Below are 17,518 nucleotides of genomic sequence, written 5' to 3'. Positions count from 1 at the left end.
AGCAATTTTTGTGCCTATTTTTTTGTTTGGTGCTGAATGGTTACAAAAAATTGAAAAAAACTTTAAAGTAATCTAAAATTATGCTATTATTCCACAAATTATTTAAGTATAGGAAAATTAATGCGTATATTAATTATAGAAGATGAAGTAACATTAAACAAGATGTTGACAGAGGGACTAAAAGAGTTTGGTTACCAAAGCGATGTTGTTGAAACATTAAAAGATGGTGAATACTATCTTGATATCCGTAACTACGATTTAGTTCTTATGGATTGGATGCTTCCTGATGGAAATTCAGTTGACATTATCGGAGATATCAAAACAAATACTCCAAAAACTGTTGTAGTTGTCATCTCTGCAAGAGATGACAATGAAAGCGAAATTGAAGCACTTCGTGCTGGTGCTGATGACTATATCAGAAAACCATTTGATTTTGATGTACTCATTGCACGTCTTGAAGCACGTCTTCGTTTTGGTGGAAGTAACATCATTGAGATTGAAGATTTAACAATCAATCCAGAAGAAGAAAAAATCACATACAAAGAGACTGAAATAGAACTAAAAGGTAAACCTTTTGAAGTTCTCACTCATCTTGCACGTCATCGTGATCAAATCGTATCTAAAGAACAACTCTTAGATGCTATCTGGGAAGAACCAGAACTTGTAACTCCAAATGTAATTGAAGTTGCAATTAACCAAATTCGACAAAAAATGGATAAGCCATTAAGTATTACAACTATTGAGACTGTACGTCGTCGTGGTTATAGATTTTGCTTTCCAAAAGAAGTTTAATTAAACTCTAAAATGATATAATCCCTCTATTTTAAAATAGAGGGATTATCGTTATGTTCACAAAAAACAGTATAAGACGTCGTTTCTTACTGCAACTCATTTTTTCTTCTGCTTCACTTATTCTTATATTTTCATCCATTCTTTATTTTTATGTTGAAAAGTCTATTTACAATGAAAAGATTGAAGAACTGACCCAATATGCCAAAAATATTGCAAACTTTCAATCCATTTCACAATCTATGGAGTCTGAAAATCCACTCTCATTAAATGTAGAAATAATTTATCTGAAAAATAAAGATATAAATACAAACGCTTATGAGACAAGTCAAAACAACCACAATTATCTTACTGTAATTTTTCCTTTTAATACTAAAGATAACAGTTACCTAAAAATTACAAAAGATATAACACAAACAAGAAAACTACTTGATAAAATTCTCAAATATATTTTTATCATCAACATAGCAGGTTTTTTACTCGTAATCATCTATGCTATAACCCTCTCAAAAATGCTTGTAGCACCAGTACAAACACTCAGTAACAAGCTCTCAAATATGAATGAACATCTTATGAAGCCTATAAAAATGGAAGAACTACCCCAGGAATTTGAACCTCTAGGAGAGACTATAAACAGACTTCTTGGACGTATTCAAAACTTTGTGAAGTACCAAAAAGAACTTTTCATAGGAACAGCGCATGAGTTAAAAACACCTCTTGCTGTTATAAAACTCAAAAATCAAGTTACACTTATAAAAAAAAGAACACCTGAGGAGTATATAGAAGCACTTAAAACAACAAACAAAACTATAGATGAAATGAATGTCATCGTTTCAAACATACTCAATATGGGTCGACAAGAAGGTGCACAACTTGAAAAGCCTATAGAAGTAGATGTCATACAATTTTTAAAAAGCAAAGCAAATGATTTTCAACTATTAGCTGAGAATGAGGGCAAAGAACTTATCATAGATATCAAACCAGATGGCTTTATGGCGATGCTTCAAGTAAGCCTTTTAAATCAAATCATTCAAAACTTTTTACAAAATGCATTAAAATTTACCTCTAAAAATAAATCTGTTATTTTGCGAAGTCGTCCTGATGATTATGGCTTACTTATAGAAGTCATAGATCAAGGCTGTGGTATAGATGACACTATGGACCTATTTGCACCTTTTAAACGTCAAGGAAACAAATCAGGAGTAGGACTTGGACTTTTCCTCGCAAAAAGTGCAGCTGATGCCCTTGGTGCCAAGATAAGTATACGCAACAGAGATGATGGAGTGGAGGGAACCATTGCAAGTTTGCAATTAAGTTCTAAGTTATCATGCATTATTCCGAGAAAGAACTAAGCTATATCAATAAATTCAAATACAATAAAGGTTAATTTTGATATAAATCGTTCACCTTAAGTCCTTAGCCAAAATAAACCTCAATTTAAGAAAGTTAAGAAGAGTACTAATGCAAGGCGAAATTACGAAGGAGCTACAAGTAGCTTCAAGTGATTTCAACGAAGTCAGTAGTGCTCTTCTTAGCTTTCCCTGTGGGCGACAGGAGAATAGTCCTATTGCGTCGTTAGATTTCCTTGAATTAGCAAAGCTAGTCCTGCGAAAATCTGCCTAGCACTAGAACTATTCTCTTATCGCTTAAGTTGGGGTTTCTTTTGGCTAAGGACTTTTAATAAAACAAACGAATATAAGGTATTTAAATATGGCGTTAATAATAAATGATGAATGTATAGCATGTGATGCTTGTCGCGAAGAGTGTCCTACTTTAGCAATTGAAGAAGGTGATCCGATTTATTATATTGATCCTGATCGCTGTACTGAATGTGTTGGGATTTATGATGAACCAGCATGTATCTCAGTTTGTCCAGTTGACTGTATAGTCCCAGATAAAGATAATGTTGAAACTGTAGCAGAGTTACAATTTAAATATAAAAACTTAGACCTCGAAGAATAAGAAATGGCAAAGAGAACAGCAGTTATAGACATCGGTTCTAACTCAGTTAGGATGGTTATCTATGAAAAAACTTCTCGTTTTGCATTTCATCTTCTTTATGAAGAAAAATCAAAAGTCCGTATCTCCGAAAATGCTTACTTAAATAACGGAGAGTTGCAAGAAGTTCCAATGCAACGCACCTTTGATGCTCTTCATGACTTTTTACAAATAGCCGAATCTTTTAAGACAAGAAAGATACTTTGTGTTGCGACTTCTGCTCTACGTGATGCCCCGAATAAAGATAAATTTTTACAAAAAGTAAAAAATAAACTACAACTCAATATAAAAGTCATCAGTGGTGAAAAAGAAGCATATTTTGGTGCTATTGCCTGTGCAAACTTGCTTCCACAACAGACAAATGCACTTAGTATTGACATAGGTGGTGGTTCAACAGAGCTTGCCTATATAGATAAAGACAACGTATCCCATACTATGTCACTAAAGCTTGGAACTGTACGCCTTAAAGAGCTTTATTTTGACACTGGTATGATACAAGATGCTATAGAGTTTATCGACGCAGCGCTAGAAACTATTCCTAACGAAAAAATAACCACACTCATTGGTATTGGAGGGACATTTCGCGCTATTTCAAGTGCTATAATGCAAAGAGAGAACTACCCTTTAAATAAAATTCATGCTTACACTTATAGAACAAAAACTTTTTCAAAGTATATTGAAAAACTCCTCGAATCTGATGAGAATGGACTCTCTAAGCTTTATATAGAACCCAATAGATTTGATGTCATTAAACCTGGTGCACTTATCTTACAACGTTTACTCAAAAAGCTTGAAACTAAAAAAATTGTCACGAGTGGTGTTGGAGTGAGAGAAGGTGTTTATCTTGCGGATTTGTTAAGAAATTCAAAACATAAATTTCCTCACAACTACAACACCTCTGTACGATATATTTTAGATTCTCATATTCCTGGCAAAGAGTATGCAAATCAACTCTCAGCACTCAGTAAAAAGATCTTTGATTTAACAGCACAATACTTTAACATAGACACTCTTTATAGAAAGAATCTCTCTATTGCAGCAAAACTTTACCCAGCGGGAAGAAGTATACACTTTTATTCACAAAACAAACATACCTACTATCTTATACAAAGCGCCCTAGAATATGGTTTTACGCATGAAGATATTATGTTGATAGCAACACTTACACGATATGCAAAAAACAAACTTCCATCCAAAATGCACCTTGCAAAATATGCTGCCCTTTTACCTGAAGAACGTGTCACAAAAACTTTAAGTTATCTTCTCTCTTTAAGTATTGTTTTACTCAGCCATAGACCAAGAAATATAGACTTTCAGCTCAAGCTTGAAGGTGAGACACTTCATGTAATTTCAAGTAGTCCTCTCTACCTCGCAAAAGAAGCACTTAGTAAGTTAAACTGTGAACACGATAGCTTCAAAGTAGTTTTTAACTAAAACTATTCTTAAAACCTTTGTCCCATCGTAAACTCAAAGTGTGTCACTTTATCCCCTCTTTGCGGGTTTATAGGGTTTGAAAACATTAACTGTATAGGTCCAACAGGGGAAAACCACTCTAAACCTGCTCCATATCCTGCCCTTGCTACATTATTAGAAAGTAAATCTGGCGTAACATTATCTGAGATAAACCCCCAGTCAAGATAAGTAACAAGACGCATTTTTGCTTGAGGAACTAATGGAAAGCTTACTTCTACATTGTTTGAGAATGTTTGAGTTCCACCCACTCGTCTAATCCCATCTACTGCGTTTGCATCGCTAATAGTTGGAGAAAGCGAATAAGATTGATACCCTCGAACACTTCCTATACCACCCATATAAAATTTTTCAGCTAAAGGAATATAACCATTATTTATAATAGCGTTAAATCTTGCTTTATATCTAAATATAGCATCAAAACCTAGGTACTCATCTAAGCCAAAGTATTTAGCAAAGTTTGTACGTGATTTTAAAAATTTCGCTTGCGCTCCAAGTCCTGATTTTTCAAAACTTTGAGAAAGTGTAAAGCCTTGACGTGGAAGATAAAAATCATCTGTATTATCCCAATTTACACTAATAGTCACACTACTTTTTGTATAATCCTCAAAATAATATGTATCAGTAATATTTGTATCTAAAGTACTTGAAAATGAATAAGAGTTACCCGAATATCCATAACCTAAATATCCACTAATATGACGAGAAAATCTGTGCCCTGCTCCAACAGTAATACCATCACTATTGACACTATAATCATTATAGTCATAAACAGAATGATAGATAGAAAAGTTACCGCTAAAGTCACTATCATTTAGCCTTGGATTAGAGATATTAAAAGAGTAATTTTGTGTTGTTTGAGATTTTTCAGCTTTTACACCAACATTAATTCCACTTCCCCATATATTTCTATCATTTACTCCAACACTTAGTAAAAGACCACCATAACTTCCATAACCACCACCAAGCTGAATATTCCCTGTTGGTGTCTCTTTTACTTTAACAACTAAGTCCATAGTATGATTATCAATACGTTTTTCTTCTATCGTGTTACTTTCAAAAAAACCAAGTCGTCCTATGGCTGTTCTAGAGTCTGTCAAGTCAGTTAAAGAGTACATATCTCCAGGTCCAAGATAAAGTTCACGCCTTACAATTCTATCAAGCGTACGCGAGTTACCTGAGATAAGAACATTTCTAATTCGTACTTTATCTCCTGGTATAACTTTAAAAATAACTTCAACCGTTTTAGCCTTTTTATCTTTTTTCAAATCAGGAATAACCTGAACAAAAGCGTAGCTCAAATCACCTATGGCAGTTTTTATTTTTTGAGAATCGTCTCGAAACTTTTTAATATTAAAGACTTCTCCCTGTTTGAGAGAGAGCAAATCATTGAGTTTTTTATCATCTATTACATGCTGCGTTTGAAAGATAGAAACTTTTGAAATAGTATAGGGTTTCCCTTCATTGATCTGATAACTCATATCAGCTGTATAACTATCAAAGTTTACACGAACAAAAGGTGCATCCACTTTAGCATCTAAATAGCCATGTTGCATATAATAGTCACGAATTCGCAAGTTATCATATTCTAAATCACGAAGACTCATTTTTCCATCGTTTTGCCCCCAAAACCAGCCCATAAACTCTTTTTCTTTGTTTGCTATCACTTCATCGAAGTCATCTGGATCAACACCATAAACACCACTATATTGTAATTTACTGATAGTAATCTCTTCACCCTCATTTACAATAAAAGTGACTTTAATACTTCCATTTTCAAGATAAGTAGTCTCAACCTCAACTACACTATCGATCTTGCCTTCTTGAGAAATAGCATCTATAATTCTTTTTTTTGCAGCTTCAATTTTTGTTTCATCATAGAGTGTGCCTTTTTTTAGTTGAATAACACTTTCCATAATATCCTTGTCATCTTCTTTCCAGCCTTTAAGTTCAACCTTAGAGATAATGGCCTTTTCTTTAAAATAAAAAGTCAAAACATTCTCATCAAATTCAGCCCAGATATCATTAAAATACCCTTGATCAAAATACTTTTTAATTGCCTTGTCAACATCTTCTACATTGATATCATCACCAACTTCAAAGTCCAACATCCGTAAAGCAACTGGCTCAGAGATATGAACCATCCCATCAAAATTAATTTGTTTTACATTTTGTGCATAAACATTAGAAGTAAAAAGGGTAAATAAAAATAGTGCAGATAAAAGGTTTCTCATTAAAATTCCATATATAAAATTAGATAAGATTTTACCCATTATGAGGTTAATATTAAGTTACAAAAAACTTAAATTTTTCTATTTATTAGCATAAGCCCATCAATAGTTAAAATATTGATAATGTTAAAGTAAATTAAGTATAATTCTACAAATTAAAAAAAAGATATGAAATGAATATAGCAATTATTGGATTAGGTCTTATGGGTGGTTCTTTAGCACTCTCTTTAAAAAAACTTGATTTTGTTGAAACTATTGTTGGGTATGATCACAATGAAAAGCATCAAAGTGATGCACTCAGACTTGGTCTTGTTGAGAGGATTGTAACATTTGATGAACTCAAATCATTTGATGTTATCTTTTTGGCTATTCCAGTCAATGGCATCATAGCCTCACTCAATACCCTCAAAGATGTCAGTGAACACATTACTATCATAGACCTTGGCAGCACAAAAGAGAAGATAGTCGCTTCAGTACCTCCTGAGATAAGAAAAAACTTTGTAGCAGCACATCCAATGACTGGAACTGAAAATTTTGGTCCAGAAGCTGCCATAGAAGGTTTATATGAAGATAAAGCTGTGGTGCTTTGTGACCTCGAAGATAGTGGGGCACTTCAAAAGAAAACTGCAAGAAAAATCTTTAAAGCACTTGGGATGAAAAAATACTTCATGGGTTCACATGAGCATGACCGTCACGCTGCGTTTATCTCTCATATGCCCCATGCCATCTCATACTCCATAGCAAATACAGTGCTTAAACAAGAAAACAAACATAACATTCTCGCTCTTGCAGCCGGTGGGTTTCGTTCTATGAGTCGCTTAGCAAAAAGCTCACCAGATATGTGGACAGATGTTTTTAAACAAAATAAAGAAAATCTACTCGAGGCTATTAACCTTTTTGAAGCTGAACTTGATAATCTCAAGCATGATATTGAAAATGAAGAGTGGGAAAAAGTGCATCAAGAGATGACAAACGCAAATAAACTGCACGATATCCTAGACTAGGAAATATCGTACTTTTTCAATATCTCTTTGAGAACTTTTTTATCTATCTTTTGCTTACTTCCTGAGTAAATATTGCCCTCAAGTATATCTACTATCTTTTTCACCTCTTCGTCTTTATCCTTAAACGGCAAGAGTTTAATCAAAAGAAGTTTTTCATCCTTAATATTAAATACTTTCTCTTTTTTGAATCTTTTTAGTGGTTTTAACAAGACTAAAAATACTCCAAACGCAGTCCCAAGGACAAATGCTATAAGTAGCCCAAATATACCTACAAAAGAGCTACTTGACTGCGTTTGAGCAGGAGTATTTGAGTTGTCATTACTAGAAGTATCACGTTTGATATTTAATTTTTCTTCATTACTGTTTTGACTACCAGTTACTTTAATATAAATAGGCTTAGTAGAAATTTTTTCTACTCTTTTTGAATCAAGATTATAAAAAGCGATACTAAATGCAGGAATAGTAAAATCCTTATCAGAAACAAAAGCTAGCTTTTGTGTGAGTTTGTTGCCATTTACTTCAACTTTTTCAGCAAAAACATTTACACCTTGAACATAAGGTTTAAAACTAGAAATATCTTCAAGATTGCCCTCTCCATCAACTTCTACTGTGACATTTACCGGCTCACTTGGATTTATTTGTGTTTTATCTGCTCTTGCCTTAATTGTAAATCTTCCTACAAGTTTGGCATTGTTTGGCAGTCGTTTTGCGTGAATATGCACTTCATTTGAGTAATATGTCCTCCATTGTACCTGTGGCAAAAATGTCCCCCATGAGTCACGAGACTGCATTCTTGTAGCAATTTTAATCTGAGCAGGCTCAATAGTAAGGTTACCCTCTCTTTGTGGAGCAAGCTTATAAATAGCTGTAGTAATGATATGCTCTGCATCTTCACTCCGTGTTGTTTGAGGCTCTCCTTTTATCCAGAAACCCTTAAAACTAGGAGCTACAAACTTACTATCAACTGCTTGAGCACTCTGTTTTTGTTTAAGAACTAAAGTGAGCGTAAATGGCTCACCAACATACAACTCTTTCTTTGATGGATTTAAAGAGAGTACAAAATCAGCATTTTTATCTTGTACTGCTTTAGTTACTTTTACTTTGACCTCATTACTTTGCTCAGTTTTATCATCCACACGAATACTCACTGGTGGAATAACACAACTTTTTCTAGGCATAAAACGATAACTTAAAATGTAACTTTTTTGATAGTCCATATTTACCATTTGAATACTTGTTTGTGAGCTCGTACCTATAACATTTGTCCCACAAATTTCATTTATAACAGGCTTTTCAACTTTATCCCCAACAATTGTCAAAATATAGGTTGCAACTTCACCGCTATAGACTACTTTTGGTGTCACTTGAGCCGTGACACTTGCATATGTAGCAGTTGCTATAAAACTAAAAATTATAAATATTATCTTACCAAGGTTTTTCATTTGAATTTTCCTTTTCTTTATTATTATTTGGACTCAGCATATAAAGATAAGTTTTTTGATCTTGATTTAATAGCTTCATCCATTTTTTTTCTTCGGCATCACTCATTTTCCCTTTTATAGGTTTACCTTGTGCTGTTTGTCCATGAGATTGTTTTTCTTCTTTTTTCTCTTTTTCTTGCTCTTTGTTTGATTGAGCTTTTTTCTTTTCTTTCTCTTCTTGCTTCTTGTCATTTTTTTGATTTTGAGCATTTTTTTGCTGATGCTTCTTCTCTTCATCACTCTGTTTTTTGGACTTCATATCTTGGTTTTTTTCTTCTTTTTCTTGACCTTTTTTATCCTCTTTTGAAGACTTATTATCTTTAGAATCCTTTTTTTGATCTTCTTGGTTTCCTTTTGAATCTTTTTTCTGCTCTTGCTTGGACTTTTGCTTGTCCTTATTTTTATTGTCTTTTTTATCTTTGTTTTCTTGATCATTTTTCTTTTGATCTTTATTTTTTTGGTTTTTATCCTCTTTCTTGTTTTGGTTTTTCTGATCTTTGTTTTGCTTTTGTTTCTTCTTTTGAAGAGCTTTTTTTACAGCTTGAAGGTTTTCTCTTGTTTCTTTGTCATCTTCTATTTTCAAAGAAGCTTCATAACTCTCAACAGCTTTTTTAAGATTTTCTTCACCACCAAGTTTTACGTAGGTATTCCCCATGTTTGATAGGTTCTTTGCTCGACTCGATTTATCATCAAATCTTGCTCTGTTATAATTTTGGAGCGCCTCTTTATATTTTCCTTCCTTATAAAAAGCATTCCCAGCATTGTAATAACTCTCAGCATGATTTGAACTTTTTGCATAGTTGTCATATAACTTTGCAGATTTTTCAAAATCATTTTTTTCATATGCTTGTTTCGCCTCTTTTAGATCAACAAAGTCCAGTAAACCTGCATCTGCATTTGATGTATGAAACATCATCAAAGCAAGAATAAATGCAGAAGGTACATTTACTTTAACTCTTTTGCTCATTGATGATGTGGCTATGAGTAAAAGTAAAAGGGCAAGACCAAGTGGATAATAAAAAAGTGGTATAAATTTTTCAATCTCTTGTGATTTTAGTTCTTTTTTCTTACTATGCGCCTCTATCTCGTGAAGCATTGTTTTTACATCTTTATCTGCATTAACACTTTGTATATAAACACCACCTGTTTTTGTAGCTAACTCAGCTATATTTTCATTCAGTTTTGAGACGATGATTTTCCCTTTTTGTTTAATAAACTCACCATTTGAAAGTTTTATCGGTGCGCCTTGAATTGAGCCAATACCAAGAACAAAAATGACTATACCTTTTTCTTTTGCAAAAGCTATCTCTTTGGAAAAATCTTTTTTATCTCCACCATCTGTAAGGAGTAACAAGTACTTTTTTGAGTCATTTTTGATACTTCTATCTACAACCTCAAGCATAGCCATAAGGTTTGTACCTTTTTCTGTTATGGATGTTGTATCTAGCTTTGAGAGTAAAAACTTTACAGCATCATGATCAAAACTTAGAGGAGAAACAAGATAAGAGCTCTTCGCAAATGCAATAACTCCAATACGTTCATTTGGGGCAAAACTCAGTAAATCCAAAGCCTTTTGCTTAGCAAACTTTAAACGATTTGGATAAACATCTTCTGCTAACATCGAGTCTGAAATATCAAGTGCTATCATAATATCAGCACTTTTTGCTTTTACTTCTACCTTGCCATTTTTGATGACGGGTCCAGCTAAGGCAATAGTCATCAAAATAGCTATAATCATAAACAGTGCATTTCTTGCTTTAAGCGTTAAAGTATTTGCTGAGACTCGCAACTTATTCATAACCTCATCAGAAAAGTAGTGTGCCTGCGCTTCTTTTTGTGTCAATAAAAAGAAAAAAAGAATTATAATCAATGGCAACATATAATATAAAAATTCTGGATGTAAAAATGTCATTATTCTGCCCCTCTTTTATTTCTCAAATATACATACAATAGCAATGATAACAAAGCAATAAATAGCGGATAAAAGTAATAATAATGTAAATAAGAGTAAGTCTCATTTTTTATTTCTGATTTTTCCAATTCATCTATCTTTTTATATACCTCTTGAAGTTGTTTCGCATTTGATGCACCAAAAGCGACACCACCGGTCTCTTTTGCTATTTTTAACAATACTGCACGATTGTATTCATCTGCTCCACCAATGCCAATAGGATAAACTTTTACACCTTCTTTCTTTGCCATCTCCACAGCCACTTCTAAAGGTATTTTATCCACACCCGCTGTAGAGTACCCATCTGTTAGCAAAATTGCGATTTTAGATTTTGACTCACTTGTTTTGAGTAGGTTTACACCTTGTGCTAATGCTTCGTATAAAACTGTATATTGCCCTGCAATCCCGATATCAAGTTGCGAGACAATACGTCTTAAAATATTTTTATCATAAGTAAGTGGTGACGCTATAAAAGAATACGCTCCAAATACTACAAGCCCCATATTGTCATTTTCTCTTTTTGAGATAAAATCTTTTACTATAGATTTAACAACATCGAATCTTGTCGCAGCCGGATTACTTGGATCGAAACCACGCTCTTTCATAGAGCCAGAAGCATCCAGTATCAAAGCAATCTCATGACCCTCTTTTGGTTCGAGTTGATAGGGCTCATCTTTTACTGGCGACATAAGAGCGAGTATCATCATAACTATAGTAAGCCATTTGAGAAAAAAAAGTAACTTAGAGACTGAAACTGTATTTTTCATAAAGAGTGAAGCATGGGGAAAATACAAAGATGGTATTTTCATCTTACATAAACTTGCACAGGCAATGAAGAAAAAGATAAGAAATATTAATTTTGGTAGTTCAAAATATATTCCATCAAACATCGATCAATCCTTCAAATAATTCTATATAGTGCATAGTTTCATCATCTAACTTTGGTACTTCTTTTTTATATTTATATTGTTCAAGTTTCTCTAGCATATTTTCATATGCTTTTTTATGACGTTCACTATCATCCTTAAATGTTGCACCATATAGTGTTATCTCATAGGCAGCTTTTTTAGCATCACTAAAGTCCACATTGCGTAGCGCTTTATAATCTTCTGCCCGTTTGTTAAATCTTTTTTTATTTTGATACCATTTGTATGCAAGATAAGCAGCCCCAAGAACTACAATACTTACAAGCGTAGTCACGCCAATAAGATAGTAAAGTGAATACTCATATATCTCTACAAGTGGTTTTATATCATGAATAGGTATCTCGTTTTGCTGTAAATTTTGCATCTATCTACCCTCAAATAATCTTCTAAGTCCAACACCTATCGCACCATCTGTATACACTTTTGTAAATCGTATTTGGTGTTTTCTAAATGTCTCATAGAGTTTTCTATCATGAACCATTACTTTTTTTGCATACTCTTTTACCGTACTTTTATTAAAGTCACCCTCTAAAACATTGCCACTCTCAGGATCAACCAATGAAGTAAAGCCCATTTCAGGCGGCTGTTCTTCTAACCTATCACGAACGATAACAACAATCACTTCATGTTTTTTAGCAAGTAATTTAAAATCAGGAATCTCAAAAAAATCACCTACAATGATTATAAGGGATTTACGTCTGAGTCTTTTAAAAAGTGTCTCTGCCATCGCTTTATAATCTGCTTTTTTATTTAAAGGGTCAAAGTTTAAAATTTCATCAACACTTTTATGTACTTGATAGAGTTTTTTACTTGGCTTTAAATGACTCTCCATCTTCTCCGTAAAAATATACGTACTTAAGAGATCGCCATTTTTGATAACAGAAAAGCTAAGCAGTGCTGTCACTTCAGCGATGACATCCTGCTTGAAACGTTTTGAACCAAAGTAAACACTTCCATTTAACATCGAAGCTACAACGACGTTAAGTTCTCTCTCTTCACGAAATATTTTGATATAAGGCTTTTGTAGTTTTGCCGTAATATTCCAGTCAATATGGCGAATATCATCACCAGGCATATATTCACGAAGTTCTATAAAGTCATAGCCCTCACCTTGAAAAATGGAAGGATTATTTCCCACCATTTCACTAAATACTTGACGTCGAGCTCGAACAAGAATTTTTTGTAATTTGCTCAATACTGCGACCTTAAGGTATTGCTACTGCTTCGAGCACTTTTTGAATAACTTCATCAGTTGTAATGCCTTCAGCTTCTGCTTCATATGTCAATACAATACGATGACGCATCAACTCTTTTACAATATAAGCCACATCAACAGGCGTTACAAAATCTTTTCCACGCATAAAAGCCATCGCTTTGACTGCTTTAAACATATCTATACTTACACGAGGAGAAGCACCAAACTGCATATACTCTTTTATCTCATCTAAGCCATATTCTTCTGGATGTCTTGTAGCATTGACTAGCTCTATCATGTACTCTTCAACTTCTTCATCAACATGAATATCTTTCACAGCATTTTTTAGTTTTTCAAGTTCAGCTGCGTTTAGCACAGGATGTATCGTGTCAAATTTACCACTTGAGATTCTACGCGCAATTTCGAGTTCCTCTTTTTTTGTGTTATATCCCACTACAAGTTTGAGCATAAAACGGTCAAGCTGTGCTTCTGGAAGCTGATACACACCCTCTTGTTCAACTGGATTTTGTGTAGCCATAACAAAGAAAGGAAGGTCAAGTTTAAAGGTTGTATCGCCAATGGTTACTTGTTTTTCTTGCATAACTTCCAAAAGTGCTGATTGTACTTTTGCTGGAGCACGGTTAATCTCATCTGCTAGTAAAAGGTTTGTAAAGATTGGACCTTTTTTAATTTTAAACTGATTATTTTGTGGATCATAAATTTCTGCACCTAAAATATCTGAGGGGAGTAGATCAGGTGTGAACTGTGCACGTTTGAAGTTTAAGCCCAAAGCCTTCGAAAGTGCATTTACCGTCGTAGTTTTTGCAAGTCCAGGAACACCCTCAATCAAGATATGCCCTTCACATAAAAGTGCAATGATAAGAGAATCTATCATCTTCTCCTGCCCAACTACTACTTTACTTACCTCTTTTTTAACATCTTCTATTTTATTCATCATTTATTATGTACCTCATTGTGTATACTTATTTATTTTTATGTAAGTATAGTCCTATGAAGTAAACATTCATTAAATGTTAAGTGACAAAACTTTTTTAACACCTTTATCTTTCACTAAAGTATCAAATTTTTTAGACAAATCTTGTAGCGCGATAGCATAGCCCTGCGAAGATTGTCCGGTAATATGAAGCAAATTTGTTGCTACAACATTATCATGATTATCTTTTGTTATTAAAGTGATTTCTGCTCTTGCTATACTAAACCCATAAGAGTTTGCTTTTGCAATGTTAGCATTGATAAAAATTTTATAATGAAAACTATCTTTTTTATCTGCTAGGGTAAATCCTTCTACGCTTAAACCTTTTGCTATTGGTTTTTTAAGCATTACTGCGTTTGGCACTGCTATGAGTGAGAAGGTTATTTTAGAGTGCAGAGTGTTGTAACTATTTTTATATTCATGAAGCTTTTGAAGATAGAGTTTTTGGTCAAAATTTTGGTTTAGCACCTTCATAACAGCTAAAATATCGGGTACATCTGCTAGTTTTTGCAAACTTTTTTCATAAAAGAAGAGTTTTTTTAAGGCATCTTCTTGTTGTAAAGAGTTTTGTTCATTTTGGAGTATCAAAAACCTCTGATCAAGATCATCTTTAAGTCCTAAGAAAACTTTTCTTTTATCTGCTCTCACTAACACAGCCATACGCTTAAATCCAAGCTTAGCTGCGTTTAGAATCTCATAATTGACAATTCGAATCTTTTTTACTTCACTCAGTGTTTGATTTACATATGTTGCCTCAGAGCTATTCACTCTGCCCTCTTTTACTATAGTCTTTGCATCAAATGTAGAGGAGATGGAGACACTTAAAGTCGACGCCATCAAACTAAGTGCATTATCTATGGCTTCTCTTTTGCTTTTTCCCTCGCCAAGAGCATACATAACACTCCCCTCAGACTTTGGAGGGTTGAGATACCATGATGGAATCTGGGCATGCTTATCGATAACTACTCTTTTATCGCTCCCACAAGCAGTAAGGAACAAACTAAACGCAGTGATTAATACCAATAACATTATTTTCATCTATTTAACTGCTCCATACTTTTTTTACGCTTTTGTATCAGTGAATTTATTCTTAAAACTGCTGCGTTTATCTCCTCCACGGGTTCTATCATCAAATTATCAGCATAATCATAATACTCTTTTGCTTCATCGTATTTTCCCTCTGCCTCTTTGATAACACCCAAATCATAAAATGCCACATAACTTTTACCGTCAGTAGAGTCTATCAAATCCATCAAAAACTTCTCAGCTTTATCATAACGTCCTTGCTCTACATACTTAAGCGCTACTTTTAAGAGTTTTTCTTGTTTGTCTGTATAGTCCAAATCAGGATCTTCCAGCAAAACTACATTAAATTTTTTGTAATGAGGAGTGAGTTTATAGGTAAAACTATCTGCAATTTTATTGGCTAACTTATTTGCAGCCATTTGAGTCGAGGGCAAGGCTTTTGAATCATCTGCACAATGTTTAAAGCTTGCATTACGACTCAAAGTTTGGGCATAAATGATATCGCCTTTAGTAATATCCACAATACGGATTTCAGCAGCAAGCCCAACAACCCTTTTCATACAGCGTACAGGATATGTAACAAGTTTTTTACACTTTCTATCAGCACAACGCACGCGTTCTTCATAAAAATAGCTGTCTTGCTTAGTAGCAGGAGTAACATTACCAGATATAATAGCCTGTGCTCCAATAAGTTCACCAATTTTCACAATATTCTCATCATTTACAAGTCCACTGTTTTGCAATTTCTGCTCTGAGAGAATTTTTTCAAGGTCATTTCGACTAACAATAGTAAAATATTTTTTACCATCAATAGTAAAACTTGAAAGCTTAGCTTCAATTTTTGATGACAAACCCACCCTATCGCGCGTAAAATTTGTCACGGCAATTTTTTTTGTAGAAGATATTCTGTCAACTTCTGCAGGTTCAAGTGCTCTAATTCCCACTTGTTGTGTACACGAGGTAAACAAGACAACAAACAAGCCATACAAAAGAAAAGTGTTTTTTATATTCATTTGAATCCTCTTTATGCCAATTATTGTATTTAAAAAGCTGTTAATCCATAATTAATTGGGCACAAATTAATAAATTTTAAAATTCTTTCTAATATCTCTTGACTTATAAACTGTTTTTCCCTATAATTTCGACCTCTTAACAAAGAGAAGCTAAAATGTCTTGTTAGCTCAGCTGGTAGAGCACGTCACTTTTAATGATGTGGCCGATGGTTCGAATCCATCACAGGACACCATTTTTTGATTATTTGCACTGAAGTTTAAAGCTCACGTACCTTATGTACGCTTCACTTGAAACTTAAGCACAACTAATTCAAAAACCCTTTACAAAAGTGGCCCCGTCGTCTAGCGGTTAGGATCCATGGTTTTCATCCATGTTACAGGAGTTCAATTCTCCTCGGGGTCACCAATTCATCAAAAAATATCACCCTAATTTATCTTATTTAATTAACTTTCAACAGGAAGATAATATGCTACACCGATTAATAAAATAACAACACTAACGTAATGAGTAGTTTATAGGGACACTAATCACCAGTCTTTGAGTAGGTTTAGGAAAATCTCCTGAGAGTTCTGCTATGGTCTTTATGGCCGCACGAGTGAGGATACCACTTGAAGACTCAGTTGTCGTTATCTGTGTAACTGTTGCATCTTTGTGCAATACAAATCGAACAACAACAACACCTTCTATCCCTCGTTTTCTTGCCCGTCTTGGGTAATAAAGATTTTCTTGAATCAGTCTAGCAATATTTTGTAAATTATCCTCTAGATATTTCTCTTTTTGCGTTTTTTGTGTCACCACAACTTGAGCTTTTTTTTGCTCACTTGGTTTACACAGCTTTAAGGTTTCTGATTTGATTATCTTAGAAGTTATGTTCAACTCTTGCACTTCTTTTTTTGGAGTTTCTATTTTTTGAACTAGCTGTTTTTCTACTCTTTTTGGAGATGCTTTTTTGACAATACGCTTCTTTTTGACAATACGCTTCTTTTTTACAACTTTTTCTTTTTCTATTTTTTTTGTTGCAGTTTTTAGAGTTTTAGGCTTTGTTATACTTTTCTTTTCTTGCTTTTGCACTCTTTTTTTTTGAGCTTCCTTCTTTGTAGCTGCTACTGCGTTTAGCTTTATACATACTTTTTGTGTTTCTTGTGTAGGGAGTAAATATCTGGAAGTTTGCGTATAAATAAAGTATATTAGAGCAAGCAATAGTATATGAATAAGTAAGGAGAGCGTGAGCGATTTTGCATGTTTATTCATGAGTGAATAGTAGCAAAATCTCTGTTACATTAGTGTTAAATTGCGCGTTTAAACTCTGGGTATGCTTCAACTCCTACTTCATTGACATCTAGTCCTTCAACCTGAATATCATCCTCTGCTCTAAATTTGATGAATTTGTTCACTAAAAATATAACTAGTCAGCCCTGAAAAACCAAAAACATCCCTAT

General features: G+C 33.8%; 15 protein-coding genes and 2 tRNA genes. 7 read left to right on the top strand and 10 right to left on the bottom strand.

Going from position 1 to position 17,518, the window contains the following annotated elements:
• Positions 1-120 precede the first annotated feature (120 nt).
• The 4 genes from hsrA to MV052_RS02860 all read left to right on the top strand — a co-directional run bounded on the left by hsrA (position 121) and on the right by MV052_RS02860 (position 4,221).
• Positions 121-792 (top strand): homeostatic response regulator transcription factor HsrA, encoded by a 672-nt coding sequence (hsrA, locus tag MV052_RS02875; protein WP_297440797.1) that lies wholly within the window; start codon positions 121-123, stop codon positions 790-792.
• Positions 793-845: 53 nt separating this feature from the next.
• On the top strand, positions 846-2,141 hold the full coding sequence (locus tag MV052_RS02870; RefSeq protein WP_297440795.1) for a HAMP domain-containing sensor histidine kinase: 1,296 nt from the start codon (positions 846-848) through the stop codon (positions 2,139-2,141).
• A gap of 358 nt (positions 2,142-2,499) precedes the next feature.
• The gene (locus MV052_RS02865) at positions 2,500-2,751 is read left to right on the top strand and encodes a YfhL family 4Fe-4S dicluster ferredoxin (RefSeq protein WP_297440793.1); all 252 of its coding nucleotides are present in this window, start codon (positions 2,500-2,502) and stop codon (positions 2,749-2,751) included.
• 3 nt (positions 2,752-2,754) lie between these two features.
• Positions 2,755-4,221: a Ppx/GppA phosphatase family protein gene (locus tag MV052_RS02860; protein ID WP_297440791.1), complete on the top strand. Its 1,467-nt coding sequence runs from the start codon at positions 2,755-2,757 to the stop codon at positions 4,219-4,221.
• A gap of 8 nt (positions 4,222-4,229) precedes the next feature.
• Here MV052_RS02860 and bamA read toward each other — a convergent pair whose 3' ends face one another.
• Positions 4,230-6,491: an outer membrane protein assembly factor BamA gene (bamA, locus tag MV052_RS02855; RefSeq protein ID WP_297440789.1), complete on the bottom strand. Its 2,262-nt coding sequence runs from the start codon at positions 6,489-6,491 to the stop codon at positions 4,230-4,232.
• A gap of 170 nt (positions 6,492-6,661) precedes the next feature.
• Here bamA and MV052_RS02850 point away from each other — a divergent pair, with 170 nt between their 5' ends.
• Positions 6,662-7,492: a prephenate dehydrogenase gene (locus tag MV052_RS02850; RefSeq protein ID WP_297440787.1), complete on the top strand. Its 831-nt coding sequence runs from the start codon at positions 6,662-6,664 to the stop codon at positions 7,490-7,492.
• Here the strand turns inward: MV052_RS02850 and MV052_RS02845 are convergent.
• The 8 genes from MV052_RS02845 to MV052_RS02810 all read right to left on the bottom strand — a co-directional run bounded on the left by MV052_RS02845 (position 7,489) and on the right by MV052_RS02810 (position 16,078).
• Entirely contained in the window at positions 7,489-8,934 is a 1,446-nt protein-coding gene (locus MV052_RS02845; protein WP_297440784.1) for a BatD family protein, read from the bottom strand. The two genes, MV052_RS02850 and MV052_RS02845, sit on opposite strands and share 4 nt — an antisense overlap.
• Positions 8,918-10,885 carry a VWA domain-containing protein gene (locus MV052_RS02840; RefSeq protein ID WP_297440782.1) on the bottom strand — a complete coding sequence of 656 codons (1,968 nt, stop codon included), beginning with the start codon at positions 10,883-10,885 and terminating at the stop codon, positions 8,918-8,920. The genes MV052_RS02845 and MV052_RS02840 overlap by 17 nt, the downstream gene beginning before the upstream one ends.
• On the bottom strand, positions 10,885-11,814 hold the full coding sequence (locus MV052_RS02835) for a VWA domain-containing protein (protein ID WP_297440780.1): 930 nt from the start codon (positions 11,812-11,814) through the stop codon (positions 10,885-10,887). The genes MV052_RS02840 and MV052_RS02835 overlap by 1 nt, the downstream gene beginning before the upstream one ends.
• Complete coding sequence (locus MV052_RS02830; protein WP_297440778.1) at positions 11,807-12,214, bottom strand: hypothetical protein; 408 nt, start codon at positions 12,212-12,214, stop codon at positions 11,807-11,809. Before MV052_RS02830 ends, MV052_RS02835 begins: the two co-directional genes overlap by 8 nt.
• Entirely contained in the window at positions 12,215-13,045 is an 831-nt protein-coding gene (locus MV052_RS02825; protein ID WP_297440777.1) for a DUF58 domain-containing protein, read from the bottom strand.
• A gap of 10 nt (positions 13,046-13,055) precedes the next feature.
• Positions 13,056-14,003, bottom strand: coding sequence for a MoxR family ATPase (locus MV052_RS02820; RefSeq protein ID WP_297440775.1), 948 nt, complete (start codon positions 14,001-14,003; stop codon positions 13,056-13,058).
• 69 nt (positions 14,004-14,072) lie between these two features.
• Positions 14,073-15,077, bottom strand: a complete 1,005-nt coding sequence (locus tag MV052_RS02815; RefSeq protein WP_297440773.1) for an LPP20 family lipoprotein — start codon at positions 15,075-15,077, stop codon at positions 14,073-14,075.
• A complete protein-coding gene (locus tag MV052_RS02810) occupies positions 15,074-16,078 on the bottom strand; it encodes a CsgG/HfaB family protein (RefSeq protein ID WP_297440771.1) in 1,005 nt (334 codons plus the stop codon). The genes MV052_RS02815 and MV052_RS02810 overlap by 4 nt, the downstream gene beginning before the upstream one ends.
• Positions 16,079-16,235: 157 nt before the next feature.
• Here MV052_RS02810 and MV052_RS02805 point away from each other — a divergent pair.
• A tRNA-Lys gene (locus MV052_RS02805) sits at positions 16,236-16,311 on the top strand.
• Between the two features lie 98 nt (positions 16,312-16,409).
• Positions 16,410-16,484 (top strand) — tRNA-Glu (locus tag MV052_RS02800).
• A gap of 90 nt (positions 16,485-16,574) precedes the next feature.
• Here the strand turns inward: MV052_RS02800 and MV052_RS02795 are convergent.
• Positions 16,575-17,330 (bottom strand): energy transducer TonB, encoded by a 756-nt coding sequence (locus tag MV052_RS02795; RefSeq protein ID WP_297440769.1) that lies wholly within the window; start codon positions 17,328-17,330, stop codon positions 16,575-16,577.
• Between the last annotated feature and the right edge of the window lie 188 nt (positions 17,331-17,518).

The sequence above is a fragment of the Sulfurimonas sp. genome (assembly GCF_026988655.1).
Taxonomy (GTDB): domain Bacteria; phylum Campylobacterota; class Campylobacteria; order Campylobacterales; family Sulfurimonadaceae; genus Sulfurimonas.
This window is presented reverse-complemented; position numbering and strand designations above follow the sequence as displayed.

What these genes read in the sequence shown, in the direction of transcription:
- MV052_RS02810 (WP_297440771.1), bottom strand. Translation starts at nt 16,078, where the DNA reads ATGAATATAAAAAACACTTTTCTTTTGTATGGCTTGTTTGTTGTCTTG.
- MV052_RS02865 (WP_297440793.1), top strand. Translation starts at nt 2,500, where the DNA reads ATGGCGTTAATAATAAATGATGAATGTATAGCATGTGATGCTTGTCGC.
- MV052_RS02830 (WP_297440778.1), bottom strand. Translation starts at nt 12,214, where the DNA reads ATGCAAAATTTACAGCAAAACGAGATACCTATTCATGATATAAAACCA.
- MV052_RS02845 (WP_297440784.1), bottom strand. Translation starts at nt 8,934, where the DNA reads ATGAAAAACCTTGGTAAGATAATATTTATAATTTTTAGTTTTATAGCA.
- MV052_RS02835 (WP_297440780.1), bottom strand. Translation starts at nt 11,814, where the DNA reads ATGTTTGATGGAATATATTTTGAACTACCAAAATTAATATTTCTTATC.
- MV052_RS02820 (WP_297440775.1), bottom strand. Translation starts at nt 14,003, where the DNA reads ATGATGAATAAAATAGAAGATGTTAAAAAAGAGGTAAGTAAAGTAGTA.
- MV052_RS02795 (WP_297440769.1), bottom strand. Translation starts at nt 17,330, where the DNA reads ATGAATAAACATGCAAAATCGCTCACGCTCTCCTTACTTATTCATATA.
- MV052_RS02860 (WP_297440791.1), top strand. Translation starts at nt 2,755, where the DNA reads ATGGCAAAGAGAACAGCAGTTATAGACATCGGTTCTAACTCAGTTAGG.
- bamA (WP_297440789.1), bottom strand. Translation starts at nt 6,491, where the DNA reads ATGAGAAACCTTTTATCTGCACTATTTTTATTTACCCTTTTTACTTCT.
- MV052_RS02850 (WP_297440787.1), top strand. Translation starts at nt 6,662, where the DNA reads ATGAATATAGCAATTATTGGATTAGGTCTTATGGGTGGTTCTTTAGCA.
- MV052_RS02840 (WP_297440782.1), bottom strand. Translation starts at nt 10,885, where the DNA reads ATGACATTTTTACATCCAGAATTTTTATATTATATGTTGCCATTGATT.
- MV052_RS02815 (WP_297440773.1), bottom strand. Translation starts at nt 15,077, where the DNA reads ATGAAAATAATGTTATTGGTATTAATCACTGCGTTTAGTTTGTTCCTT.
- MV052_RS02870 (WP_297440795.1), top strand. Translation starts at nt 846, where the DNA reads ATGTTCACAAAAAACAGTATAAGACGTCGTTTCTTACTGCAACTCATT.
- hsrA (WP_297440797.1), top strand. Translation starts at nt 121, where the DNA reads ATGCGTATATTAATTATAGAAGATGAAGTAACATTAAACAAGATGTTG.